Annotated in this window: 20 protein-coding genes; 11 read left to right on the top strand and 9 right to left on the bottom strand. The window is 71.5% G+C overall.

Translation table 11 applies throughout. The features are described 5' to 3' along the window. Nucleotides 1–47: 47 nt before the first annotated feature. Nucleotides 48–584 carry an NUDIX domain-containing protein gene (locus ACFVYF_RS36435; RefSeq protein ID WP_389462336.1) on the bottom strand — a complete coding sequence of 179 codons (537 nt, stop codon included), beginning with the start codon at nt 582–584 and terminating at the stop codon, nt 48–50. A gap of 93 nt (nt 585–677) precedes the next feature. After that, nucleotides 678–1,487: a M15 family metallopeptidase gene (locus ACFVYF_RS36430; protein WP_389462335.1), complete on the bottom strand. Its 810-nt coding sequence runs from the start codon at nt 1,485–1,487 to the stop codon at nt 678–680. A 441-nt stretch (nt 1,488–1,928) separates the two neighbouring features. Between ACFVYF_RS36430 and ACFVYF_RS36425 the strand changes: the two genes are divergently transcribed. The 5 genes from ACFVYF_RS36425 to glpK all read left to right on the top strand — a co-directional run bounded on the left by ACFVYF_RS36425 (nt 1,929) and on the right by glpK (nt 8,199). Continuing rightward, the gene (locus ACFVYF_RS36425) at nt 1,929–2,354 is read left to right on the top strand and encodes a Zn-ribbon domain-containing OB-fold protein (RefSeq protein ID WP_389462334.1); all 426 of its coding nucleotides are present in this window, start codon (nt 1,929–1,931) and stop codon (nt 2,352–2,354) included. 28 nt (nt 2,355–2,382) lie between these two features. Beyond that, the gene (locus tag ACFVYF_RS36420; protein ID WP_389462333.1) at nt 2,383–3,573 is read left to right on the top strand and encodes a lipid-transfer protein; all 1,191 of its coding nucleotides are present in this window, start codon (nt 2,383–2,385) and stop codon (nt 3,571–3,573) included. 189 nt (nt 3,574–3,762) lie between these two features. After that, nucleotides 3,763–5,412: an EAL domain-containing protein gene (locus ACFVYF_RS36415; RefSeq protein WP_389462332.1), complete on the top strand. Its 1,650-nt coding sequence runs from the start codon at nt 3,763–3,765 to the stop codon at nt 5,410–5,412. 459 nt (nt 5,413–5,871) lie between these two features. Further along, the gene (locus ACFVYF_RS36410; RefSeq protein ID WP_389462331.1) at nt 5,872–6,657 is read left to right on the top strand and encodes an MIP/aquaporin family protein; all 786 of its coding nucleotides are present in this window, start codon (nt 5,872–5,874) and stop codon (nt 6,655–6,657) included. A 21-nt stretch (nt 6,658–6,678) separates the two neighbouring features. Then, nucleotides 6,679–8,199: a glycerol kinase GlpK gene (gene glpK, locus ACFVYF_RS36405; protein ID WP_389462330.1), complete on the top strand. Its 1,521-nt coding sequence runs from the start codon at nt 6,679–6,681 to the stop codon at nt 8,197–8,199. Between the two features lie 252 nt (nt 8,200–8,451). Here glpK and ACFVYF_RS36400 read toward each other — a convergent pair whose 3' ends face one another. The 5 genes from ACFVYF_RS36400 to ACFVYF_RS36380 are packed head-to-tail and all read right to left on the bottom strand — an operon-like array spanning nt 8,452 to nt 13,722. Next, on the bottom strand, nt 8,452–9,057 hold the full coding sequence (locus tag ACFVYF_RS36400; RefSeq protein ID WP_389462329.1) for an ATP/GTP-binding protein: 606 nt from the start codon (nt 9,055–9,057) through the stop codon (nt 8,452–8,454). After that, nucleotides 9,038–9,841: a hydantoinase B/oxoprolinase family protein gene (locus ACFVYF_RS36395; RefSeq protein ID WP_389462328.1), complete on the bottom strand. Its 804-nt coding sequence runs from the start codon at nt 9,839–9,841 to the stop codon at nt 9,038–9,040. The genes ACFVYF_RS36400 and ACFVYF_RS36395 overlap by 20 nt, the downstream gene beginning before the upstream one ends. Nucleotides 9,842–9,865: 24 nt before the next feature. Next, the gene (locus ACFVYF_RS36390) at nt 9,866–10,261 is read right to left on the bottom strand and encodes a DUF742 domain-containing protein (protein WP_383289146.1); all 396 of its coding nucleotides are present in this window, start codon (nt 10,259–10,261) and stop codon (nt 9,866–9,868) included. 9 nt (nt 10,262–10,270) lie between these two features. Next, nucleotides 10,271–10,711: a roadblock/LC7 domain-containing protein gene (locus tag ACFVYF_RS36385; protein WP_389462327.1), complete on the bottom strand. Its 441-nt coding sequence runs from the start codon at nt 10,709–10,711 to the stop codon at nt 10,271–10,273. Next, nucleotides 10,708–13,722: a nitrate- and nitrite sensing domain-containing protein gene (locus tag ACFVYF_RS36380; protein ID WP_389462326.1), complete on the bottom strand. Its 3,015-nt coding sequence runs from the start codon at nt 13,720–13,722 to the stop codon at nt 10,708–10,710. Before ACFVYF_RS36380 ends, ACFVYF_RS36385 begins: the two co-directional genes overlap by 4 nt. A gap of 511 nt (nt 13,723–14,233) precedes the next feature. Here ACFVYF_RS36380 and ACFVYF_RS36375 point away from each other — a divergent pair. Beyond that, complete coding sequence (locus tag ACFVYF_RS36375; protein WP_389462345.1) at nt 14,234–14,884, top strand: hypothetical protein; 651 nt, start codon at nt 14,234–14,236, stop codon at nt 14,882–14,884. A 69-nt stretch (nt 14,885–14,953) separates the two neighbouring features. Here the strand turns inward: ACFVYF_RS36375 and ACFVYF_RS36370 are convergent, their stop codons facing one another. Both ACFVYF_RS36370 and ACFVYF_RS36365 read right to left on the bottom strand, forming a co-directional pair. Then, nucleotides 14,954–16,204, bottom strand: coding sequence for an NAD(P)/FAD-dependent oxidoreductase (locus ACFVYF_RS36370; RefSeq protein ID WP_389462325.1), 1,251 nt, complete (start codon nt 16,202–16,204; stop codon nt 14,954–14,956). Further along, complete coding sequence (locus tag ACFVYF_RS36365; protein WP_389462323.1) at nt 16,201–16,521, bottom strand: bifunctional 3-phenylpropionate/cinnamic acid dioxygenase ferredoxin subunit; 321 nt, start codon at nt 16,519–16,521, stop codon at nt 16,201–16,203. The genes ACFVYF_RS36370 and ACFVYF_RS36365 overlap by 4 nt, the downstream gene beginning before the upstream one ends. A 213-nt stretch (nt 16,522–16,734) precedes the next feature. Between ACFVYF_RS36365 and ACFVYF_RS36360 the strand changes: the two genes are divergently transcribed. The 5 genes from ACFVYF_RS36360 (at nt 16,735) to solA (ending at nt 23,495) form a co-directional block, all read left to right on the top strand. After that, nucleotides 16,735–17,553: an IclR family transcriptional regulator gene (locus tag ACFVYF_RS36360; RefSeq protein WP_389462322.1), complete on the top strand. Its 819-nt coding sequence runs from the start codon at nt 16,735–16,737 to the stop codon at nt 17,551–17,553. Nucleotides 17,554–17,910: 357 nt separating this feature from the next. Next, entirely contained in the window at nt 17,911–18,996 is a 1,086-nt protein-coding gene (locus ACFVYF_RS36355; RefSeq protein ID WP_389462321.1) for an S-(hydroxymethyl)mycothiol dehydrogenase, read from the top strand. Continuing rightward, on the top strand, nt 18,993–19,649 hold the full coding sequence (locus ACFVYF_RS36350; RefSeq protein ID WP_389462320.1) for an MBL fold metallo-hydrolase: 657 nt from the start codon (nt 18,993–18,995) through the stop codon (nt 19,647–19,649). The genes ACFVYF_RS36355 and ACFVYF_RS36350 overlap by 4 nt, the downstream gene beginning before the upstream one ends. A gap of 105 nt (nt 19,650–19,754) precedes the next feature. Continuing rightward, nucleotides 19,755–22,226, top strand: coding sequence for an FAD-dependent oxidoreductase (locus tag ACFVYF_RS36345; protein ID WP_389462319.1), 2,472 nt, complete (start codon nt 19,755–19,757; stop codon nt 22,224–22,226). Between the two features lie 114 nt (nt 22,227–22,340). Next, nucleotides 22,341–23,495 carry an N-methyl-L-tryptophan oxidase gene (solA, locus tag ACFVYF_RS36340; protein ID WP_389462318.1) on the top strand — a complete coding sequence of 385 codons (1,155 nt, stop codon included), beginning with the start codon at nt 22,341–22,343 and terminating at the stop codon, nt 23,493–23,495. Nucleotides 23,496–23,506 lie beyond the last annotated feature (11 nt).

The raw sequence follows: 23,506 nt of genomic DNA, 5'->3' as shown, positions 1-23,506 counted from the left end.
GACGGGCGGGTCCGGGGGCTTCAGGAATGGTGCGCGCCGAGCAGCGCTCAGATGTAGCGCCCTTCGAACCACGCCTGCACGGCCAACGTGTGCAGCGGGAAGGCCAGTTCCGCGGGCCGGCGGAGCAGGTGCCAGCCCGCCGTCTCGTCGGTGGCGGCCGACGCGGGCAGATCCGTGACCGGGCGTTCGGGCAGCTGACCGAAGAGCAGCAGATGGCCGTCGGGAGAGCTCATCGCGTCGGCGAGCCGCACCTCGCGGCCGGCCGCGTCGATCCCGGTCTCCTCCTTCAGTTCCCGCACGACGGCTTGGCGCCAGTCCTCCCGGTGGTCGATGAACCCTCCGGGCAGGGCGACGCCCCCGCGCGCGGGGGTGATCGTCCGCGTGATCACCACCAGAGCGGTGCCCTGGGTGTCGTAGACGGGTTGCAGGGCCACGGCGACGGGCAGCGGGTTGCGGTACGCGACCGTGCCGCACGCGGCGCAGGTGCGGGGCCAGCCGGAGATGCCCTCTCCGTAGGACGCTCCGCAGCTCGAACAATGCGAGTCAGGCGCGGAGTTGACGGTGGCATGGTGAGTTTCGGACACGCGGCGGACTGTATCCGATCACGGAGAGGGCGTCCCCGGGGGTGCCTCGTAAGGCCTGGGCGCCTCCTCGAGGACGCCGCCAGGAGGCGGTGTTCAGTGGGACGAGCTGAGGGACCTTCTGGAGACCGGGAAGTCGAAGTAGGTGTCCGGGTAGGGCTCCGGCTTGTACGTGTAGTGCCACCATTCCTCGGCGAGATTGACGAAACCGAGGTCTTCGAGAGTGCCCTTCAGGAGCATCCGGTTGGCCCGCTGTTGGCCCTGGATACGCGGGTCCAGCGTGTGGGCCAGGGTGTCGAAGCAGTCGAATCCGGTGCCCATGTCCACGGAGTTGTCCGGGAAACGCTCGCCCCGGGGGGCGTAACACGGCACGAGGGGCTCTCCCGGGACGTACGGCCGGGTCGGCCTGGCCGGCAGCTTGACGATCGTCAGGTCCATGGTCGAGCCGCGGCTGTGTCCCGACTTCTCGGCGATGTAACCGTCCTCGAACAGACGGGTCTTGTCGACCTGCGGATAGAACTCCGGTTTCATCGCCTGGTCGTCGAGGTCCTTGGCCCAGCGGACGAAGTGGTCAACGGCGCGCTGCGGCCGGTAGCAGTCGTAGACCTTGAGGGTGTAACCCTGGCGCAGGAGCTTCGTCTGCGCCTTGTGCAGGGCCTGGGCGGCGGGCCGGGTCAGGATGCAGACCGGTTGCCGGTAGCCGTCGACGCGCTCGCCCACGAAGTTGTGCGGCGTGAAGTACCGCATCTCCTGAAGGATCGTCGGGTCCACTGATCTCAGGGCCACGAAGTCCTTGGGTGCCTTCGGTTCGGGCGTCGCGCGGGCGGTGGCGGAGGCCGCGGTCACGGACAACAGGGCCGCGAGCGTGGTCACCAGACCGCGCACTGCGGTGGAGAGTCGTGTCATGACCCCTGCGTCTATCAGGACTGGGTTCCTCATGGGAAGGGATCGCATACGGTCCGTGCTCCATCGGGTGAAGCGGGGAGGGTCGGAGCCGCGCCCGGGCGGACGCCCCCAGGACGCACGGAGAGGACCGGAGCCGCCCCGGGCGCGTGGACAGGGGCCAGAGCCACCCTGGGCGCATGGAGAGGGGCCGGAGCCGCCCTGGGCGCATGGAGAGGGGCCGGAGCCGCCCTGGGCGCATGCAGGGGACTCGGATCCGCCCTGGGTTTGCGGAGCGACCCGAGCCGCCCGCGAGCAGCCGACGGTCCGTGCCGGTGTCGCTCCCCGGAGAAGCCCACCCCGTTCTCCGCGACGCCCTGCCCAATCCCGGCCCCCCGTGCCACACTTCTGACGTTCCGTCAGATCTGCTGTCCTGGAGGAGCTTTGTCGCGTACGCGCACACCCGTGGTGGCCGGATGGTTCACCGGAGACGGGGACGGCTTCCGTCTCCTCGGCACGCGTTGCTCCGCGTGCTCGGCGGTCTTCTTCCCGCGCGAGGACACGTTCTGCCGCAACCCCGGCTGCGGCGGCGGCGAGCTGGAGGAGGTGCCGCTGTCCCGGAGCGGCCGCGTCTGGTCGTACACGGACAGCCGGTACCGGCCGCCGTCACCCTATGTGTCCGATCCGGAACTCCCGTGGGAGCCGTACACGTTGATCGCTGTGGAGCTGGAGGCCGAGCGGATCGTGGTGCTCGGTCAGACGGTCCCCGGGATCACCGTCGCCGATCTGACGGTCGGCATGGAGGTGGAGGTGGTGCCGGGCGTGCTGAACGAGGAGGCGGACACCACCTGGATCACCTGGCACTGGCGGCCGACGGGGGCGACGGCATGAAGAGCGTGCGGCGAGAGGGGGTGGCGGCATGACGGGCGAGGTGGCGGTGCTCGGCGCGGGCATGCACCCCTGGGGCAAATGGGGCCGCGGTTTCGTCGAGTACGGGACGGTGGCCGCGCGGGCGGCGCTCGCCGACGCGGGGGTCGACTGGCGGGACGTGGGCTCCATCGTGGGCGCGGACACCGTGCGTGGCGGATATCCGGGATACGTGGCGGGGGCGACGTTCGCGAGGGCACTGGGCTGGCAGGGCGCCCGAGTGGCCAGCGTGTACGCGGCGTGCGCCTCCGGCGCACAGGCGGTCAACACGGCGCGGGCGCAGATCCTTTCGGGGCTCGCGGACGTCGTGCTCGTGGTCGGCGCGGACGCGGCCCCGAAGGGCTTCTTCCGGCCCGCGGGCGGCGACCGACCCGACGACCCGGACTGGCTGCGCTTCCGGGTCCTCGGGGCGACGAATCCGGCGTACTTCGGGCTGTACGCGCGGCGGCGGATGGCCGTGCACGGGGACACGCCGGAGGACTTCGCCCAGGTCAAGGTGAAGAACGCCGCCCAGGGGGCGCTGAATCCGAACGCGCGCTACCGCAAGCGGGTCACCGCGGAGGAGGTCGCCGCCTCCGCGCTCGTCGCGGATCCGCTGCGGCTGCTCGACATCTGCGCGACGTCGGACGGCGGCGCGGCCCTCGTGCTGTCGAGCATGGAGTTCGCCCGACGGCACGGCTCGGCCGATCCCGTGCGGATACGGGCGGTCTCGACGGTGACACCGCGCTACCCGAGCACCGTGCTCGATCTCCCGGACATCGCGACCGACTCCGCGGTGGCGGCGGAGCCGGCGAGCGAGACGTTCCGCGCTTCCATCGCGCGTGCAGCGTACGAGGAGGCGGGGATCGGACCCGAGGACCTCTCGCTCGCCGAGGTGTACGACCTGTCCACGGCCCTGGAGTTGCAGTGGTACGAGGACCTCGGCCTCTGCGGGGCGGGCGAGGCGGTGAAGCTGCTCAGGGAGGGCGCGACGGCCCTGGGCGGGCGCATACCGGTGAACGTCAGCGGTGGGCTGGCGTCGTTCGGCGAAGCGGTTCCGGCGCAGGCGATCGCCCAAGTGTGCGAGCTGACCTGGCAGTTGCGGGGCAACGCGGGCGACCGGCAGGTCACGGGGGCGCGGGTGGGGATCACCGCGAACCAGGGGCTGTTCGGGCACGGGTCGTCGGTGATCGCGGTGCGGTGAGGCTCTGGCCGGTGCGAGGGTGGCCGCCGCGCCGGCTGGTCCGGCCTCAGCGCTGAGACGCCACGGGCGCGTGCATGCGTACCGCCGCCTCCGGACTGGTGTGCGCACCCACGGTGCCGAGCTCGGAATCCTGCGTGAACAGCGTATGAATCGCGCCTGGGCGCACGCGGGGAGCGCCATCATGCTGCCGTGCCCTCCTGGACGGATACTCTCCGCTTCGCCTTCCAGCCGGTCGTCAACCTGACCACCGGTGGGGTCGTTGCGCTGGAGATACTCGCGCGTCCGGAGGCCGGCGACGTTCTGGCGCAGGCCCGCCGCGATCCCGAACTCGACGGGACCCTGGCCGCGTTGGCCATCCGCGCGGCGGCCCGCAAGGAGACGTTGCTGCCGCTGCACGTCAACGTGTTCGCGGGGACGCCGGCCGACCTGGGAGGCCTGGCCGCGCTGCGGGCGGCCGTGCGCGAGGCGGGGCGGATGGCATGGGAGGTGACGGTCGACATCGGGCCTCCCTACACGCATGTGCCCCAGCACGCCCTGCTGGAGGCGGTGGCCGCGCTCCGGGCGGACGGCTTCCGGATCTGCGCGGACGGCGTCGGGGACGGCGACGTACCGCTGCGGTTGCTGACGGATCTCGCGCCCGAGCTCGTGAAGCTCGATGTCTCCCTGCTGGCCCGGCCGGCGGCGGTGCGCGCCATGCGGACGCTGTGCGAGCACCTGGGCGCCCTGCTGTCCGTCGAGGGGGTCGAGACGGAGACGCAGTGCGCGGCCGCGGTGGCGGCGGGCGCTCAGCTGGCACAGGGTGAGCTGTTCGCGCCACCGGCCCGGATCCCCGCCGCCGACGTATACGTTCCGGTGCTCGCCCCCACCCTGGCAGCGCCTCGGTCCGGGCCGTCCGTGCGGCAGTTCCTGCGGCCCGCCGCGCTGCTGCCCGCCGCGGCGTCGGCCGGCCAGGTGCGGGCACTGCTCACCGGATCGCCGGACGTCTCGGGGGTGCTGCTCGTCGACGCCTCCGGAAGGCCGGTCCGGTCGGTGCACCGGTCACGGTTCCTGCTGTCGATGTCCGGGCGGTACGGGCACGCTCTGTACGCCGACCGGCCGGCCGCGAAACTGAGCGATCCGCCGCGGACGGTCGGTGTCGACGCGACCGCGTGGGAGGTGCTCGACGTGGTGGCCGTCGGGGATCCGGACCGCACGTCCGACGATGTCGCCGTGGTCGACCGGTACGGGCGGTGCGTGGGCGTCGTGCGGCTCGCGGATCTCGTACGGGCACTGGCCGAGAGCCGGGTCGAGGAGGCTGCTTCGCTCAACCCGCTGACCCGGCTGCCCGGTTCGGACACGATCACCTGCGAAGTGGACCGACGGATCGCGGACGGCCGGATGTTCGCGCTGAGCTGGCTGGACGTCGACCACTTCAAGCGGGTGAACGACGGGGCCGGCTTCGCGGCCGGGGACGAGCTGATCCGGGCGGTGGGGCGGGCGTTGCAGCGCACCGCGTCGGACACCACGCGCGTGGGGCACATCGGCGGTGACGACTTCCTGGTTCTCGCGGACCCGGACGGACTCGATCCGGTGGCGACCTCGGTGCTCGACGCGCCGTGGTCGGCGGGCGGACGTGCCGTGACCCTGTCCCAGGCCACGGTGCTGTGCCCGCCGGGCAGCGTGCGCGACCACCGGCAGGCAGCGGCCTGTCTCGCGCCCCTCAAACAGGCCGCGAAGGCCCTGCCGGGCGCGAGCTGGGTCCTCGGGCGGGCGGGGCTGCCGGGCCACGAGATCCGGCGCGGTACGGGGGCGACTGCGGCCGAGGCGGGCTGCGGGGCGGGCGGGCCCGGGAGGGGGTGAGCCGGTCCGGTTGCTGAGATGCCGCCGGACCGGAGAAGTTCCGAGGGCTGAGATGCCGATGGCCCCGAGGAGCACCGACAACTGAGACGCCAACGGACCCGAGGGGGACGGCGCCGCCCGACTCCCGGACCGTACAAGCCACTTGGTGCCGACGACGGCCGGTGCAGGTGCCCGCCAACCGTTGCGGTCGGCGACCTTGACGCCCCCTGGGCACCGGTGAACACTTCCCGGTGTCAGTCGGCATCGCCGCATTCGGGCCTCTTCGGGCACTGTGCCGTTCGAGTTCCCGCCTGCACAAAAGGCCATCCCTCACGGGCGATTCCACTGCGACGGCACGCTCGTCACGGACGCCGGGCGGGGCGCGGGATCTCCCTGCCTTCGGCTGAAGTAGCCATGGGAAACGCACCCTGCACGGTGGACCGGGGCGGACCGCCCCGGGCGAGGGCCCTAGGAGCCGCCATGAGCAACGGAGACATCTTCGTCGGCGAAGTCATCGGCACGGCGATCCTCATTCTCTTCGGCGCCGGAGTCTGCGCCGCCGTCACTCTCAGATTCTCGAAGGCCAGAGCCTCCGGCTGGATCGTGATCGCGTTCGGCTGGGGGTTCGGGGTGCTGGCCGGCGCCTACACCGCCGCTCCGCTGTCCGGGGGCCACCTCAACCCGGCCGTCACCCTCGGCGTCGCCGTCGACACGGGCGTCTGGGACAAGGTCTGGATCTATCTCCTGGGCCAGATGGTCGGCGCGATGCTGGGAGCCGTCCTCGCCTATCTCGTCTACCTGGCCCAGTTCCAGGCGAACGAACGCACGACGGGCACGACGGAGGGCACCGAGGAGGAACCGACGCCGACCCTCGGCATCTTCTCCACCATCCCGGAGATCCGGAACCCGGTCGCCAATCTGATCACCGAGATCATCGCGACGATCGGCCTGGTCCTGCCGATCCTCGCCTTCGGCAAGAACGTCGGCATCGGCATCGGCCCGGTGCCGGGTGAACAGGCGGGCATCTACGGCTCCGGCATCTCGGTCCTGCTGGTGTCCTTGCTCGTCGTGGGCATCGGTCTCTCCCTCGGCGGCCCCACGGGCTACGCCATCAACCCGGCGCGCGACCTGGGCCCGCGGATCGTGCACACCTTCCTGCCCATCCCGAACAAGGGCACCTCCGACTGGGGCTACGCCTGGGTCCCGGTCGTCGGCCCGCTGATCGGAGGGGCGCTCGCGGGCCTCATCTACAACGCAGCCTTCTGACCGCGCGACCAAGGGGTATCCATGCCGGACAACGCCGAGAAGTACGTCGCCGCAATCGACCAGGGCACCACCTCGAGCCGCTGCATCATCTTCAACCGGGCCGGCGCGATCGTCGCCGTCGACCAGCGTGAGCACCGCCAGATCTTCCCCAAGCCGGGGTGGGTGGAACACGACGCCACCGAGATCTGGTCCAAGGTGCAGGCCGTGGTCGCGGGGGCGATCGCCAAGGCCGGCCTGCGCGCCGATCAGCTCAGCGCGCTGGGCATCACCAACCAGCGGGAGACGACGGTCCTTTGGGACCGCGCCACCGGAAAGCCCGTGCACAACGCCATCGTGTGGCAGGACACCCGCACTTCGGCGCTCTGCAACGAACTGGGCGGCTCCGACGGCCAGGACCGCTTCCGCGAACAGACCGGGCTGCCGCTGGCCAGCTACTTCTCCGGGCCCAAGGCGGCCTGGCTGCTGGACAACGTGCCGGGGCTGCGCGTGCGTGCCGAGCGCGGCGAGATCGCCTTCGGCACGATCGACTCCTGGCTGATCTGGAACCTGACCGGCGGCACGGACGGCGGACAGCACGTCACCGACGTGACCAACGCGGGCCGCACCCTGCTGATGAACCTGGAGACACTCCAGTGGGACCAGTCCATCCTCTCCGCGATGAACGTCCCCGAAGCGGTCCTGCCCGAGATCAGGTCCTCCGCCGAGGTGTACGGCACCGCCGTGGGCCAGCTCTCGGGCGTGCCCGTCGCCTCGGCGCTCGGGGATCAGCAGGCGGCGGTGTTCGGACAGGCCTGCTACGACGTGGGCACGGCGAAGAACACCTACGGCACGGGCAGCTTCCTGCTGCTCAACACGGGGAACCGGCCCGTCGCTTCGAAGAACGGGCTGCTGACGACCATGGGTTACAAGATCGGCGGTGAAGCGCCCGTCTACTGCCTCGAGGGGTCGATCGCGATCACCGGCGCCCTGGTCCAGTGGTTCCGCGACCAGCTCGGCATCATCCGCACGGCGGACGAGATCGAGACACTGGCGGCGAGCGTCGACGACAACGGGGGCGCGTACATCGTGCCCGCCTTCTCGGGCCTGTACGCGCCGTACTGGCGCTCCGACGCGCGCGGGGTCGTCACCGGGCTCACCCGGTACGTCACCAAGGCGCACCTGGCCCGTGCGGTTCTGGAGGCGACGAGCTGGCAGACCCGCGAGGTCGTGGACGCCATGTACCAGGACTCCGGGGTGCAGATCACCACCCTGAAGGTGGACGGCGGCATGACCAAGAACAATCTCCTGATGCAGCATCAGGCGGACGTCCTCGGGGTGCCGGTGATCCGCCCGAAGGTGTCCGAGACGACCTGTCTCGGAGCCGCGTACGCGGCCGGGCTCGCGACCGGGGTCTGGAACGACCTCGACGAGCTCAAGTCGCACTGGCAGAAGGACGTCGAGTGGACGCCCTCCATGGAGTCCTCCGAGCGCGACCGTGAGTACCACAACTGGCACAAGGCGGTCGAGAAGAGCTTCGGCTGGCACGAGGAGGACGTGAGCTGAGGGAGGTTCACGCGCGCGTGCGTTCTGGAGCGGGGCACGCGCGTGCACCTCTCGTGCGGCACGCGGGCGTGCGTCGCAGGTACACCACACGCGCGTACACCCCGCGCGTCACACACGCGCACGACCCGCGCGTGACACCCGCGCACGACCCGCGCGGCCGTGCGCGTTCGGGACCGCGGCCGGTACCCCAGTCGGCGGGGGTACGGGCCGTACCCGGCTGCCTCTGCCCCCGTGGGCAGGGGCAGCCGCCTGTCAGGTCGTGACGCTCTGGCGGCGTTCGGCCGCCTGCGCCATCGCGTGCTGCACGACCCCGATGAGGACCTCCTTGGCCGATTCGCGGTCCCGTGCGTCGCAGAGCACGATCGGCACGTCGTCGTCCAGGTCGAGGGCCTGACGGACGGTCTCCGCCGGGTAACGGGCCGCCCCTTCGAAGCAGTTGACGCCCATCACAAAGGGTATGGAGCGCCGCTCGAAGTAGTCGACGGCGGCGAAGCAGTCCTCCAGACGGCGGGTGTCGGCGAGCACGATCGCGCCGAGCGCGCCGGTGGCGAGCTCGTCCCACAGGAACCAGAAGCGGTCCTGCCCGGGCGTCCCGAAGAGGTACAGCACCAGGTCCTCGCGCAGGGTGATGCGGCCGAAGTCCATGGCCACGGTGGTGGTGTTCTTGCCCTCCACGCCGCTGATGTCGTCGACCGGACGGCCCGCCTCGGTGAGCACCTCCTCCGTCCGCAACGGCTTGATCTCACTGACCGCGCCGACCAGGGTCGTCTTCCCCACGCCGAAACCACCGGCCACGAGGATCTTGAGCGTGACAGGCTCGACCGGGGGCTTGCCGCGCTCAGTACGCCCGAAGATCATCGATCTCTTCTCCTGCTTCGCTGGTGTCTGGCGGTGGCGGACCGTATCCGCCGCCTCCGGGGGTTTCGATGACTAGTACGTCTCCGGGGCCGACCTCCGCCGAATCACTTCCGCCAAGTTCGGTGACCGTGCCGTCGGCGTGCTCCACGCGGTTCGCGCCGAGCGCTCCGGGCCAGCCGCCCGCCATGCCGTAGGGCGGGACCCTGCGGTGCTGGGAGAGCGTGGAGACGGTCATGGGCTCCTGGACGCGCAGCCGGCGCACAGCGCCGTCGCCGCCCGGCCGGCGCCCGGCGTCACCGCTGCAGCGCCGCACCGCGAACTCGTCGAGCAGGACGGGCAGTCGCCACTCGAGGACCTCGGGGTCGGTGAGCCGCGAGTTGGTCATATGGGTCTGGACGACGGGCGCGCCGGGGAAGCCGTCGCCCGCACCGGAACCGGAGGCGACGGTCTCGTAGTACTGGTGGTGGTCGTTGCCGAAGGGGACGTTGTTCAGGGTGCCGGAGCCCTCGGCCTGGACTCCCGGGGCCGCGTACAGGGCTCCAGTGATCGCCTGCGAGGTCTCGACGTTGCCCGCCACGACCGCGGCGGGCGGTTCGGGGGCCAGTATCGAACCGGGCGGGCGGGTGGTGCCGAGGAGTTCGCGTACGCCCGCCACGGCCGCGTCCGCGTAGCGCGCCAGGTTGTCCGACAGCAGCTTGTGCGTGAGCAGCCGGCCGTCCGGGCGCCGCGCGACGACGTCGGTGAAGGTGCCACCTCGGTCGACCCAGAACTGCCAGCCTGTCACGTCACTACTCCGCTTCCGCGCTGCTCAGAGCGCCCGGAGGCCGCTGATCACGTCGCGCAGAATACTCTCGTCCGGCAGCTCGGCAGGCGGCACAGGGCGCGTCACATGGACCATTTCCTCGTCCACGAGGTCGCCGATGAGGACCCGGACCACCCCGATGGGAAGGTCGAGTTCCGCGGCGAGCTCGGCGACCGACTGCGGGGTGCCACGGCAGAGGCCGACGATGTCCACGTGCTCGGGGGACAGCGTCTTGTCCGCCTCCGGGTCGTCGGCGTGGGCTTCCGTGACGACGACCGCGATCAGATCGAGCCGGTGCTGGGCCGGGCTCGTGGTGCGTCCGCGCGTCATGGCATACGGACGGACCACCGGTCCGGCGTCGTCGTCGAACCAGTGGCCTGTTCCCTGACCGTCTCCGCTCATGCCATCCCACTACCCGCCTGCGGGCAGATCGGTGCGTGGAGCGGCCGCCAGATGTACGCCGACCCGCTTCACGAGCAGTGTCATCTCGTACGCGACCTGCCCGATGTCCGCCTCGGCCTCGGAGAGGACGGCGAGACAGCTGCCGTCACCCGCGGCCGTGACGAACAGGAACGCTTCGTCGAGCTCGACGATCGTCTGCCGGACGCTGCCGGCCTCGAAGTGCCGGCCCACGCCCTTGGCGAGGCTGTGGAATCCGGAGGCGACGGCGGCCAGATGCTCGCTGTCCTCCCGGGTGAGGTCCTTGGAGACCCCGGTGGGCAGGCCGTCGCCGGAGAGCACGATCGCCTTGCTGACGCTGGCGACTCGCTCCACCAGGTCGTCGAGCAGCCAGTTGAGCTCCCCCGACATCGTGCTCGTCGAAGTGCGCCCTGTGGCCTTCGGTGCGGTCATCGACCGTCCCCCTTTGTCGTTCCTTGTGCTGAGCCGTCGTGGGCATCATCGATCACGACGTTCTCCTCGCGGCCACGCCGCCAGCCGCTCTGGAGCGAGGCCATCCGGCCGCGCACCTCGTCGGCGTCACGCTCGGCGGGGTCCGCCCCGCCGGTGGCTGTTCCGGCGCGCCCGGTGCGCCGGTCTGGTCCGTCCTTCAACTGCGGGGCGAGGCTGGCCTGTCGTACGCGACGGGGCAGCGGGTTCGTACCAGGCTCCGCCGCTCCGGTCGCGGCCTCCGAACGCGCGCTCGTCTCCTCGGTGCCGCCCGTCCACGTGCCGGCGCGCCTGCGCTGGGGGAGGACGGGGGCCTCCGGGGGTCCGCCGTGAAAGCGGCTCGCGGCGTCGGAGCGCTCACCCTCGCGGCGGGGCGGCAGCTCGCCGCCCTCACCGCGGCGGGAGTACGGGTCGGCGCCGGGACGGGCCGACGGCTCCGTGCCGTCGCCGCCGTGGCGGGCCGATGTCTCGTCGCGCTGGGCGCCGGAGCGGCCGGGTGTCTCGGTCCGCGCACCGCGCCGGGCGAGCGGCTTCGCGCCCCGGAGCTCCGCGAGGCCCGGCGACTCGGCGTTCCCCAGGGGTTCCTCGTCCGGTTCTCCGCGCCGGGAGCGGGAGTCCGTCACCGGGCGTCCGTGGGAGCTGACGAGCTTCGGAGCCCTGCGCCGCTGCGGCAGCGGGACGGGGACGTCCGAGTAGTCGGTGTCCGCGGAGTGCGCCGGATGGCCCGGGCCGTCGCCGGATCGCTGGTGCAGCTCGCCCGGGAGACCGGCGATCTCACCAGGTGCGCCGGTGAGTTCACCCGTTGCGTGTGTCCTTTCGTCCGGTACGCCGGTGATGGAGCGGCGCGGCCGGAAGATCCCGCCGCGCTCGCTGTCCTCGTCAGCCAGGCCGCCCGGGAATCGGTCGAGCGGGCCGAGTTCGACGGGCGCCTCCAGCTCGACGGGCCCGTCCAGGATCGAGGCGGGCAGACCGGCCAGCGGCACGGGGACCTGGGCCAGGGCCGCCTTGCGGTCGACGTCGGTCTCGCCCTTCTTCATGGGCAGCGCGCGGTCGAGGCGGAACCCGATGCCGTTCGTGTCCGGGACGTCGTCGGTGAGCAGCGCGTCCGGGATGAAGACGACCGCCGTGGTGCCGCCGTACGGGGAGGGCTGGAGGGAGACGCGGACGTTCTGCCGCTGCGCGAGCCGGCTCACCACGAAGAGGCCGAGCCGGTCGGTGTCGGACAGCTCGAACTCGGGGGTTTCGGCGAGCCGGAGGTTGGCGTCGAGAAGCGCTTCGGCCGCCATGCCCAGACCCCGGTCGTGGATCTCCAGCGTGAAGCCGTTGGCGACGCGCTCGCCGATGACCTGGACAGCCGTGTGCGGCGGCGAGAACACCGTCGCGTTCTCCAGGAGTTCGGCCACCAGGTGGGTGAGGTCCGCGACCGCGGGGCCGGTGACGGCGACCCGCGGCAGCCGGCGGACCTCGATGCGCTCGTAGTCCTCGACCTCGGCGACGGCGGCGCGGACGACGTCCATGAGCTGGACGGGCTTGCGCCACTGCCGGGACGGGGCGGCTCCGGAGAGGATCACCAGGCCTTCGGCGTGCCGGCGCATACGGGTGGTCAGGTGGTCCAGGCGGAACAGGTCGGCGAGTTCGTCGGTGTCCTCGGTCCTGCGTTCCATGGTGTCGAGCAGGGTGAGCTGCTTGTGGAGCAGGACCTGGCTGCGCCGGGCGAGGTTGACGAAGACCTCGGAGACGCCCTCGCGCAGTTCGGACTGTTTGACGGCGGCCTCAACAGCGGCGCGCTGCAGGGTGTTGAGGGCCTGGCCGACCTCACCGATCTCGTTCCGGTCGTACTCCAGGCGCGGGACCTCGGTCTCCACGTCGACCTGTTCACCGGCGGACAGCCGCCGCATCACGCTGGGCAGCCGTACGCCGGACGCCTCGTGGGCCTCCAGGCGCAGCCCGCGCAGGTCACGGATGAGACTGCGGGCGATGCGTACGGACATCACGAGCGAGACGAGCAGGGCGGCCAGACCGAGGACGCCCGCGACGGCCGCCTTGAGGATGACATTGATGGCCAGGGGGCGGGTCCGGTCCCGATAGCGGTCCCCCGCCTGGTCATCGAGTTTGCTCAGCTCGTCGAGGACCTGTCCGGCAGCGCTGTCCCAGGACTTCGCGGTGACGCCGCGCGGGGCACCGGGGTTCCCTGCGATGACGGACTGCTCGGCCACGCGCAGGGGCGCGGTGCCCGCGTTCTGCCAGTAGCTCTTGTAGCGTTCACTCTCCGCGGAGGGCAGCAGCGCCAGGCTGATGGTGTAGAGCAGGCTGCGCTGGGCCACGAGGTCGGAGACGTCGCGGATGTCGTCGTGGGTGATCCGCCCGGCGACGAGTGCGGATCCGAGGAGGGCGTCCTCCCGGGAGAGCAGTTCGCGGGCGCGGGCGGCGTTGACGAGCGCGCGGCCCTGCTTGTCCATCTCCACGTCGTCGAGCACGTGGAGATTGGCCACCAGGATGTAGCAGGGGTCGACGAGCCGGTTGTAGAGGTCGAGGGCCTGGGACCGGTTGACGGTGCCCTCCTCGACGCTGCGGCGCAGGGAGTCGATTCCGTCGAGGGCGTCCAGGATCGAGGTGAGGCGTCCGGCCGTACCGCCGTCCATCTCCTCCTTGACGTCCTCGTCCTTGGCGTTCCTGCGGAGCTTGGCCACCGTCCGGTCCGTGGCGGACCGGCTGCGCTTCAGGGCCGCCAGGGCGTCCGAGGCACGCGGGTCGGCGAGATAGACGAGTGTCTGACGGCGCTCCTGCTGGAGGACGCTGACGGTGTCCTCGGCGGGGAAGCCGATCTCCTCCACGACATCGGTCACGCTGAACAGCTGACTGGCCTCGCGTCCCGTGAGTACGGTCGCGAAACCCCAGATCGCGGTGAGAGACACCAGCGGCACGAGCAACAGCGCCACGATCTTCCGGCGGATGGACTTCCCGCGAAAGCGCATGGCCTCCCCCAGCTTGACCCCCTCCGGCCCGGGGGCACACATGTGCGTCAACAAACGGCGTGAGCCTACTACCGACACACGGGTAACTCGAAGGCCTGTCCGGACTCTCTCCGGCCACGGACGGAACGAGACATCACTAGTTGTCACGGCATTACGGGAGATTGCCGCCCCGGGTTGGGTACCAGAAGCAGGTACCCAACCGGTCGGCATACGTAGCCGGTTGGCTGGAATTCTTCGTTTTCCGGGAATCTTCGAGGGACGCCGTTCGTCTTTCTGTACGGGAATGAGGGGCGGAATCGGCAACAGGCGCCGCATGCCGCGCCCAGGCGGCGTAAAGCAGCGCAAGCCGGGCAGCCACTGTGAAGCCGGGGTCTCAAGGCACCGGGCAAGCGGTCTGCCGGTAGTGGGGAGTGACGGGTTGATGGGCACGGCGGAGCGGCTCGATGCGCTCGGGAGCGGCGTTGCGACGCCGGTGGCCGAGCGGGGGGACCCACAGGCACCGGATCTCGACATTCCGGCGAGTGGACGCAATTCGACGACGGAGCGGCAAGCTCCCTACGACAGGCGCGACTTGACGAAGGCGCGTGGCGCTGCCGCGCAAGGGGATGACTCGACAGGCGAGCGCAGTGCCCGCACGGACGGGCACGACTCGGCAGGCGCGCGCCACGCTGCCGCGAAGGGGGACGACATGACCGGCGCCCGGTACGAGGCCCCGGAGGAAGGTGCCGGCGCCCGGTACGAGGCCCCCGAGGAACCGGAAGTGGACGCGTACTACCGGCCGTTGTGGATCGAGGAGCCCGCGCGCAGGCGGCGGCTGCCCGATCCCGTGCGTACGTCGGCGGTGCGGGCGGTGCTGATCATCGCCGTGACGCTCATGCAGGCGATGGTCGCCTTCCTCTGCACGCTGGCCGGCTCCTGGCTCGCCTTCCCCATGGTGCTCAGCAGCGTGGCCAGTACGGTCGTGGCGACGTGGGCCGCCCTCGACGTCTGGGTGACCCGCCAGGTGTGGAACCAGCGCCATGGCGTGGTGTCCGAACCGAGCAGCACGGCGCGGGCACTGCGGCGCGAGCGTCGTACCGCCCGTCGGCAGGCCCGTGCGACGGAGCGCGCGCAGGAGCGAATACGCCGGCAGGGCGGGGCGGGGCAGTTGTCACATCCGTGAGTCTTCGTCGTAGACACCGCAGAGGGCGAGCCGTTCGGAAACAGCCCGCCCCCGTGATGGGTCAACTCGTCACAGCGTCGCCGGCTCGACCGGGCCGGCGCTGCGCGCCAGTTCACGGCGTGCCCGCATGAAGGGGCGCGGGCGATCGACGGAGAGCACGGCCGTGGTGCGGCCGTCCCGCTCGTAGCGGGCGAGCAGGCCGCCCTCCCCCGGTGCCCCGGCCTCGATCCCGCCCTCCACGACCCGCACCGTGTCGCTCTGGTGCCGCCGGCCGGCGAATTGGATCCGGGCGCCGTACTGGTCGGACCAGAAGTAGGGCATCGACCGCACGGTCTCCGTGGTACGCCCGGCGAGCAGATTGCGTACGGCCACGCGGGGTTGCTCGGTCGCGGAGGTCCAGTGCTCGGCGCGGATGCCGCCGACGCGGGCCACGTCTCCGACGGCGACCACCTGCGGCAGTCCGGTCACACAGCCGTCGTCGCAGAGCACGCCGTCGTGCAGAGCGAGCGTCGAGCCCGCCAGCCAGGCCGTGTTGGGCGTGGCGCCGATGCCCACGATCACGATGTCGGCGGGCAGGGTCCGGCCGTCGGCGAGCTCCACGCCCGTGACGGCTCGGGGGTGCCGCGGCCGATTGCGCGGTCCCGTCGCTCCGGGGTCCGGGGTGCTTCGCGACCCGGCGCTCGTCCCCTTGAGACCGGCTACGCCCGTCCCGGTGACGAGATCGACACCGCCACGCCGGTGCAGCGCGGCACACACGGCGGCCATCTCGGCGCCGAGTTGGGGCACGAGCGGCAGCGGGGCGGCCTCGACGACCGTGACCGCGTGGCCGAGGGCGGCACAGGACGAGGCGGTCTCCGCGCCGATGAATCCGCCGCCGATGACGACGACGCGGCGCGGGCCCTGGGCGAGTTCCTCGCGGAGGGCGCGGGCGTCGTCCAGGGTGCGCAAGGTGTGGACCCCGGCGAGGTCGTCGCCGGGCAGGCGGCGGGCCGCGGCCCCGGTGGCGATGACCACACCGTCGGTGGAGACGGTACGGCCGTCGTCGAGGAGCACGGTGCGGCCACGGGTGTCGAGTCCGCGGGCGCGGACCCCGAGCAGCCACTCGGCGTCCAGCCCGGCGCTCTCCTCCGCGTCGGTCAGGGCGAGTTGGTCCTCGCCGGTGCGGCCGGTGAGGAAGTCCTTGGACAGGGGCGGGCGGTCGTACGGCGGATGCGGTTCGTCCCCGACGAGGACGAGTCGTCCGTCAAACCCCTGGGCACGCAGCTCGCGCGCCGCGTACATCCCGGACAGGGAGGCCCCGACGACGGTCACGACCTTCATGCGGCGGTTCCCTCCTCCACCGCGAGGTGGACGTGGATGATGCCGTCGTCGACGGTGACGCGGTGGGTGCGGACGGGGCGGCGCGCGGGGAGGCACGTCGGCTGTCCGGTGCGGAGATCGAATGAGGCCGCGTGCAGCGGGCATTCGACCAGACAACCCTCCAGCCAGCCCTCGGAGAGCGAGGCGTCCTGGTGGGTGCAGGTGTCGTCGATGGCGTACAGCTCGCCGTCGGCGTTGAACACCGCGACGGGCGGCGTGGTGTCGAGGCGGACGGACTCGCCCGCGGGGAGGTCGGCAAGGCGGCAGACGGGAATCATGGGCCCCCCTCTCGGTCTCGGACGCTGCGTCCGGGACCTTCGGTCCAGGCGGTCCGGAACCCTTTCCAGGTCCGGACGCTTCGGTAACATGATGTTTCGTATGGCGCACGAGGGAGCGCTATGCGCAACAGAATCCGCGCGGGGGCCCCGTCACGTCAAGGGCTTCCCGCAGATGCGGCCCAAACCGGGCCGCCAGGTGGTGAGAGTTGAGCCATGACCCGCACGCAGAAGCAGGCTGAGCAGACCGAGGAGACGCCGGACAAGCAGAGCAGGGGCGCGGGCAGCGCCGTGCAGTCGGTGGACCGGGCCGTCAGCGTGCTGGAGATCCTCGCCCGCCACGGCGAGGCGGGCGTCACCGAGATCGCCGAGGCGCTGGAGGTGCACAAGTCCACTGCCTTCCGGCTGCTGGGAGTGCTGGAGAACCGTGGCCTGGTCGCCCAGGCCAAGGACCGTGGGAAGTACTACCTGGGCGCCGGAGTACTACGCCTCGCGGGGGCGGCGGCAGTACGCCTGGACATCTCCCAGGAGGGCGTTCCGGTCTGCCGCGAACTGGCCGATGAGCTGGGCGAAACGGTCAACATCGCGGTCCACGACGACGACGCGGCGGTCAACATCATGCAGGCGCGCGGCACCGCCTCCGTGACCGCGCAGAACTGGCTCGGCAGACGCACCCCGCTGCACGCCACCTCCAGCGGCAAGGTGCTGCTCGCCCATATGCCGCCCACCCTGCGCGAGGGGCTGCTCGCGCGCACGCTCCCGCGTTTCACGGAGCGCACGATCACCGGCTCGTCCGCCCTGCGCAGCGAGTTGGAGGCAGTGATCGAGCAGGGCTACGGGGTCACGCTGGAGGAGCTGGAGCTGGGCCTCGCGGCCGTCGCCGCACCCGTGCGCGCCCACGACGGCAAGGTCATCGGTGCGATCAGCGTCTCGGGGCCCGTGTACCGGATGGGCCCCGATCAGCTGCCGGAGCTGACCAAGCGCACGGTGGCCGCCGCGGCCGAACTGTCGCGCCGGATGGGGTACGGCTTCTAGCCGGGCCCGGCCGCCTCCGGGCGGAGCGCGCCGGCTCCGCCACCACGTCCGCCACCACCTCGCGCACGGCGACCGCGGACCACACGCACACCCCCACACCCCAGTCCCACCAAGGGAAGTCAACCAGCGGTCACCGCTTCCGAGGGCGGCCGGGGCAGACCGGAGCGGAGCCGGAACACCAGCGCGGGGCCAGGAATCATCCGGCCCCGCGCTGCCATGTGTCGGCCACGTTTCGTCCCGCCCGTTCCTTTTGCCAAGGGTTAACTCCCACCTCTTGACGGCCTCGGGATGCCGTTCTCAGACTGTCTCTCATCGCGCAACCCATCGTGCACTGCGCAACAGCAGAGGAGCTTGGTCGTGCCACACGAGGTCCGTGCCGTAGTCGCTGTCAAAAAGGGCGCACCCGTCGAGGTGCAGACAATCCTCGTCCCCGATCCGGGGCCGGGCGAGGTGCTCGTCGCCGTACAGGCCTGCGGGGTCTGCCACACGGATCTGCACTACCGGGAGGGCGCGATCAACGACGACTTCCCGTTCCTGCTGGGCCATGAGGCGGCCGGCACGATCGAGGCGGTCGGCGAGGGCGTCACCGATCTGGTGCCGGGCGACTACGTCGTCCTCGCCTGGCGCGCGCCCTGCGGGACGTGTCGCTCCTGTCGCCGCGGCCGCCCCTGGTACTGCTTCGACTCCCGCAACGCCACCCAGCCGATGACGCTGCTGGACGGCACCCCGCTCAGCAACGCGCTGGGCATCGGCGCCTTCGCCGAGAAGACCCTGGTCGCGGCGGGTCAGGCGGTCAAGATCGACCCTGCCGCCCGTCCGGAGGCGGCCGGCCTCATCGGCTGCGGCGTGATGGCCGGTTACGGTGCCGCCGTCAACACCGGCAACGTCGGACGCGGTGACACGGTCGCCGTCATCGGCTGCGGCGGGGTCGGCAACGCGGCGATCGCGGGCGCCTGCCTCAACGGGGCCATGAAGGTGATCGCCATCGACATCGACGACAAGAAGCTCGACCAGGCCGAGAAGTTCGGCGCCACGCACACGGTCAACTCGCGCGGCACGGATCCGGTCGAGGCCGTGCGCGCCCTCACCGACGGCTTCGGGGTGGACATCGCCATCGACGCGGTCGGCCGCCCGGAGACGTACAAGCAGGCCTTCTACATGCGCGATCACGCGGGCGTGCTCGTCCAGGTCGGCGTCCCGGATCCCGAGATGAAGATCGACCTGCCCCTCATCGACCTGTTCTCCCGGGGCGGCGCCCTGAAGTCCTCCTGGTACGGGGACTGTCTGCCCAGCCGCGACTTCCCGTTCCTCATCGACCAGTACCTGTACGGGCTGCTGGATCTCAACGCCTTCGTCAGCGAGACCATCGCCCTCGAACAGGTCGAGGAGGCGTTCGCGAAGATGCACCGCGGCGAGGTGCTGCGGTCGGTGGTGGTCCTGTGACGGCGGCCGGCGACCGGGACAGCCGGCCCGGGGACGCCCGGCGCGTCCGCGTCGAACGCGTGGTCACCTCCGGCACGTTCAGCCTCGACGGCGAGACCTTCGACGTCGACAACAACGTGTGGCTCGTCGGTGACGACGAGGAGGTACTGGTCGTCGACGCCGCGCACGACGCGTCCGCGATCACGGCCGCCGTCGCCGGCCGACGGGTCACCGCCGTCGTCTGCACCCACGGCCACGACGACCACATCGGCGCGGCCATCGAGGTCGCGGAGGCCGCCGGCGCACCCGTCCTGCTGCACCCCGCCGAGCAGGAACTGTGGGAGACCGTGCACCCCGGGCGCAAGCCGGACGGCGACCTGAGCGACGGCGCACTGCTCACGGTCGCCGGTATCGAGGTCCAGGTGATCCATACCCCGGGCCACTCCTGGGGCAGCTGCAGCCTCTACGCCCCGTTCCTCGACGCCGTCTTCACCGGCGACACCCTCTTCCACGGCGGCCCGGGCGCCACCGGCCGCTCGTACTCGGACCGGCCCACCATCGAGGCCTCCCTCCGCAACCGGCTGCTCACGCTGCCCGGTGACACCGTCGTCCACACCGGACACGGCCAGGACACGACGATCGCCGCCGAGCGGCCGAACGTCCCCGGCGCGTAGGCGCCTTCACCGCCCCGTCCGCGCGCAAGCGCCCTCACCTCCCCTTCGGGCACCCGCGCCCGCTCCGTCGCCATCCCCGTCATCCCCGCCACCGCAAGGAGGGGCATGTCCAGCACGCCCGAAACCCGCCAGCGTGGTCATCAGGTCGTCATCATCGGCGCCGGCATCGTCGGCTGTTCCCTGGCCGACGAGCTGACCGCCCGCGGCTGGACCGACGTCACCGTCCTCGAACAGGGCCCCCTGCCCGCCCCGGGCGGCTCCACCTCGCACGCGCCGGGCCTGGTGTTCCAGACCAGCCCGTCCAAGACGCTCACCGCCTTCGCCCGCTACACCGTGGAGAAGTTCAACTCCCTCCAGGTCGACGGCGTCCCCTGCTTCGACCCGGTCGGCGGCCTGGAGCTCGCGACCACACCCGAACGGCTGGCCGACCTGCACCGCAGGGCCGGATACGCCGCCTCGTGGGGCGTACGCGGGGAGATCGTGAGCGCGGCCCGGTGCAAGGAGCTCTGGCCGCTCCTCGACGAGTCGATCGTCCTCGGCGGCTTCCACACCCCCGACGACGGACTGGCACGCGCTCTGCTCGCGGCCCGCGCGCAGACGGCACGCGCCGAGAGCCGCGGCGCCCGGTTCCTGGACCGTCACACCGTCACCGGGATCGAGCAGCAGGACGGCCGGGTCACCGCCGTCGTCACCGATCGCGGTACCTTCCCCGCCGACCACGTGGTCTCCGCGGCCGGCTTCTGGGGCCCGGTCATCGGCCGGATGGCCGGAGTCGACATACCCCTGCAACCGCTCGCACACCAGTACGCCAAGACGCGCCCGCTGGCCGAGCTCGCGGCCGCCGCCCAGGAGGCCGAGAAGCCGATCCTGCGCTTCCAGGACCGCGACCTCTACTTCCGTGAGCACACCGACCGCATCGGCATCGGCAGCTACGCCCACCGGCCGCTCCCCGTCGACCCGTTCGCGGTCCCCGGCTACGACGCGGCGCGCGCGTACGACATGGAGATGCCGTCGTCGTACCCCTTCACCGAGGAGGACTGGGCGCCGAGCTGGGACGACTGCCGCCGACTGCTGCCCGCACTGGGCGAGGCCGGCATCGAGGAGGGCTTCAACGGCGTCTTCTCCTTCACCCCCGACGGCATGCCCGTCCTCGGGGAGTCCCGGCGGCTGCGCGGCTTCTGGCTGGCGGAGGCCGTCTGGGTGACCCACTCCGCCGGCGTCGCCAAGGCGGTCGCCGAGTGGATGGTCGACGGGCGGGCCTCCGTCGACCTCCACGAGTGCGACCTCACGCGTTTCGAGGACGCACAGCGGTCACCGGCGTACGTCTGTGAACGCGGTTCACAGCAGTTTGTCGAGGTGTACGACGTTCTGCACCCGCTCCAGCCGATGGAGCGGCCCCGTCCGCTGCGTGTCAGCCCCTTCTACGCCCGTCAGCAGGAGCTCGGCGCGTACTTCCTGGAGGGCGGCGGCTGGGAGCGTCCGCACTGGTACGAGGCGAACGCCCCGCTGGTCGACACGACCGGGGGCGTCCCGGAGCGCGACGCCTGGTCGGCCCGCTACTGGTCGCCCATCGCGGCAGCGGAGGCACGGGCGACCCGCGAGAAGGTCGCGCTCTACGACATGACCCCGCTGCGCCGGCTGGAGGTGACCGGCCCCGGCGCCCTCGGCTTCCTGCACCGGATGACCACCAACAACCTCCGCAAGAAGCCGGGCGCGGTCACGTACACCCTGCTCCTGGACGAACGGGGCGGCATACGCTCCGACCTCACCGTGGCGCGCCTGGGCGCCGACCGTTTCCAGGTGGGCGCCAACTCCCCCGCCGACCTGGACTGGCTGGCCCGGCACGCACCCGACGACGTGCACATCCGGGACATCACCTCCGGCACCTGCTGCATCGGCGTCTGGGGCCCGCTCGCCCGCGACCTCGTCCAGCCGCTGACCCGCGACGACTTCTCGCACGAGGGCTTCGGCTACTTCCGCGCCAAGGAGACCTACCTCGGGCACGTCCCCGTGACGGCGATGCGTCTGTCGTACGTCGGTGAGCTCGGCTGGGAGCTGTACACCACCGCCGACCTGGGGCTCAGGCTCTGGGACACGCTCTGGGAGGCGGGACGGGCGCACGACGTGATCGCGGCCGGCCGGTCGGCCTTCAACAGCCTGCGGCTGGAGAAGGGGTACCGCGCCTGGGGCGTCGACATGACGGACGAGCACGACCCGTACGAGGCCGGTGTCGGCTTCGCGGTCCGCATGGACAAGGAGTTCGTGGGACGCGAGGCGCTCGACTCCGCCGCGGCCCCCGCCCGGCGGCTCACCCCGCTCCTCCTCGACGACCCCGCGGCCGTCGTCCTCGGCAAGGAGCCCGTCTACGCCCCCACCGCCGGGACGGGCGGTGCCCCGGCCGGTTACGTGACCAGCGCCTCGTACGGCTACACGCTGGGCCGGTGCATCGCCTACGCCTGGCTGCCGGCGCTCCCCGCCGGCACCGGTGTGCACATCGAGTACTTCGGCGAGAAGGTCCCCGCGACCGTCGCCGAAGAGCCCCTCTTCGACCCCAAGATGACCCGCATCCGCCGCTGAGCGCGCCGCGGCGGGAGCCGGCCACATGCGGGCGCCCCGCCCGTGACCGGCTCCCCGCGCGGGGCGTCACCCCAGTCACCCCACGGAGTTCGCTGAATCCGCAAGGAGGTCCTCGTGTCCCCCACCTATGACGTGATCGTGATCGGTCTCGGCGGCATGGGCAGCGCGGCTGCCCACCATCTGTCCGCGCGCGGTGTCCGCGTGCTCGGCCTGGAGAAGTTCGGCCCGGTCCACAACCGCGGCTCCAGTCACGGCGGTTCGCGCATCACCCGCCAGTCCTACTTCGAGGACCCGGCGTACGTACCGCTGCTGCTGCGCTCGTACGAGCTGTACGAGGACCTGGAGCGGGCGACCGGCCGGCAGATCGCCACCCTGTGCGGTGGCGTGATGGTCGGGTCCCCCGACTCGCGGACCGTCTCCGGTTCGCTGCTCTCCGCCCAGCAGTGGGACCTGCCCCACGAGATGCTGGACGCGCCGGAGATCCGCCGCCGCTTCCCGACGCTGAACCCGGCCGACGGCGAGGTGGCGCTCTTCGAGAAGAAGGCCGGACTGGTCCGTCCCGAGAACACCGTGGCCGCCCACCTCCAGCTCGCCACCCAACAGGGCGCCGACCTGCACTTCGACGAACCGATGACGCGCTGGGAGCCGTACCGGGACGGCGTACGCGTGCACACCGCCGAGAACACCTACACCGCCGGTCAGCTGGTGATCTGCCCGGGGGCGTGGGCGCCGCAGCTGCTCACCGATCTCGGGGTGCCGTTCACCATCGAGCGGCAGGTCATGTACTGGTTCCAGCCCGGCGGCGGGGTCCGGCCCTTCCTCCCCGAGAACCACCCGGTCTACATCTGGGAGGACGCCGCCGGAGTCCAGGTCTACGGCTTCCCGTCGATCGACGGGCCGGACCTCGGGGCCAAGGTCGCCTTCTTCCGGAAGGGACAGATCTGCACGCCGGAGAACATCGACCGGACGGTCCACCAGGACGAGATCCAGGCGATGGCGGACCACATGTCCCGGTGCATTCCCGACCTGCCCGGCACCTTCCTCAAGGCCGCCACCTGCATGTACTCCAACACCCCGGACGAGCACTTCGTGATCGCCCGGCATCCCGCCCACCCGGAGTCCGTGACCGTGGCCTGCGGGTTCTCCGGGCACGGCTTCAAGTTCGTGCCCGTCGTCGGCGAGATCCTCGCCGATCTGGCCGTCACCGGCACCACCGGACACCCGATCGGGCTGTTCGACCCCCACCGCCTCGCCGCCGCGCCCGCCTGAGGAGTACGCAC

This window comes from Streptomyces sp. NPDC058274 (assembly GCF_042881375.1).
Lineage (GTDB): Bacteria > Actinomycetota > Actinomycetes > Streptomycetales > Streptomycetaceae > Streptomyces.
Note: the sequence above shows the minus strand (reverse complement) of the source record. Positions and strands in the feature narration are given on the sequence as shown.

What these genes read in the sequence shown, in the direction of transcription:
- ACFVYF_RS36430 (WP_389462335.1), bottom strand. Translation starts at nt 1,487, where the DNA reads ATGACACGACTCTCCACCGCAGTGCGCGGTCTGGTGACCACGCTCGCG.
- ACFVYF_RS36420 (WP_389462333.1), top strand. Translation starts at nt 2,383, where the DNA reads ATGACGGGCGAGGTGGCGGTGCTCGGCGCGGGCATGCACCCCTGGGGC.
- ACFVYF_RS36410 (WP_389462331.1), top strand. Translation starts at nt 5,872, where the DNA reads ATGAGCAACGGAGACATCTTCGTCGGCGAAGTCATCGGCACGGCGATC.
- glpK (WP_389462330.1), top strand. Translation starts at nt 6,679, where the DNA reads ATGCCGGACAACGCCGAGAAGTACGTCGCCGCAATCGACCAGGGCACC.
- ACFVYF_RS36400 (WP_389462329.1), bottom strand. Translation starts at nt 9,057, where the DNA reads ATGATCTTCGGGCGTACTGAGCGCGGCAAGCCCCCGGTCGAGCCTGTC.
- ACFVYF_RS36390 (WP_383289146.1), bottom strand. Translation starts at nt 10,261, where the DNA reads ATGAGCGGAGACGGTCAGGGAACAGGCCACTGGTTCGACGACGACGCC.
- ACFVYF_RS36385 (WP_389462327.1), bottom strand. Translation starts at nt 10,711, where the DNA reads ATGACCGCACCGAAGGCCACAGGGCGCACTTCGACGAGCACGATGTCG.
- ACFVYF_RS36380 (WP_389462326.1), bottom strand. Translation starts at nt 13,722, where the DNA reads ATGCGCTTTCGCGGGAAGTCCATCCGCCGGAAGATCGTGGCGCTGTTG.
- ACFVYF_RS36370 (WP_389462325.1), bottom strand. Translation starts at nt 16,204, where the DNA reads ATGAAGGTCGTGACCGTCGTCGGGGCCTCCCTGTCCGGGATGTACGCG.
- ACFVYF_RS36365 (WP_389462323.1), bottom strand. Translation starts at nt 16,521, where the DNA reads ATGATTCCCGTCTGCCGCCTTGCCGACCTCCCCGCGGGCGAGTCCGTC.
- ACFVYF_RS36360 (WP_389462322.1), top strand. Translation starts at nt 16,735, where the DNA reads ATGACCCGCACGCAGAAGCAGGCTGAGCAGACCGAGGAGACGCCGGAC.
- ACFVYF_RS36345 (WP_389462319.1), top strand. Translation starts at nt 19,755, where the DNA reads ATGTCCAGCACGCCCGAAACCCGCCAGCGTGGTCATCAGGTCGTCATC.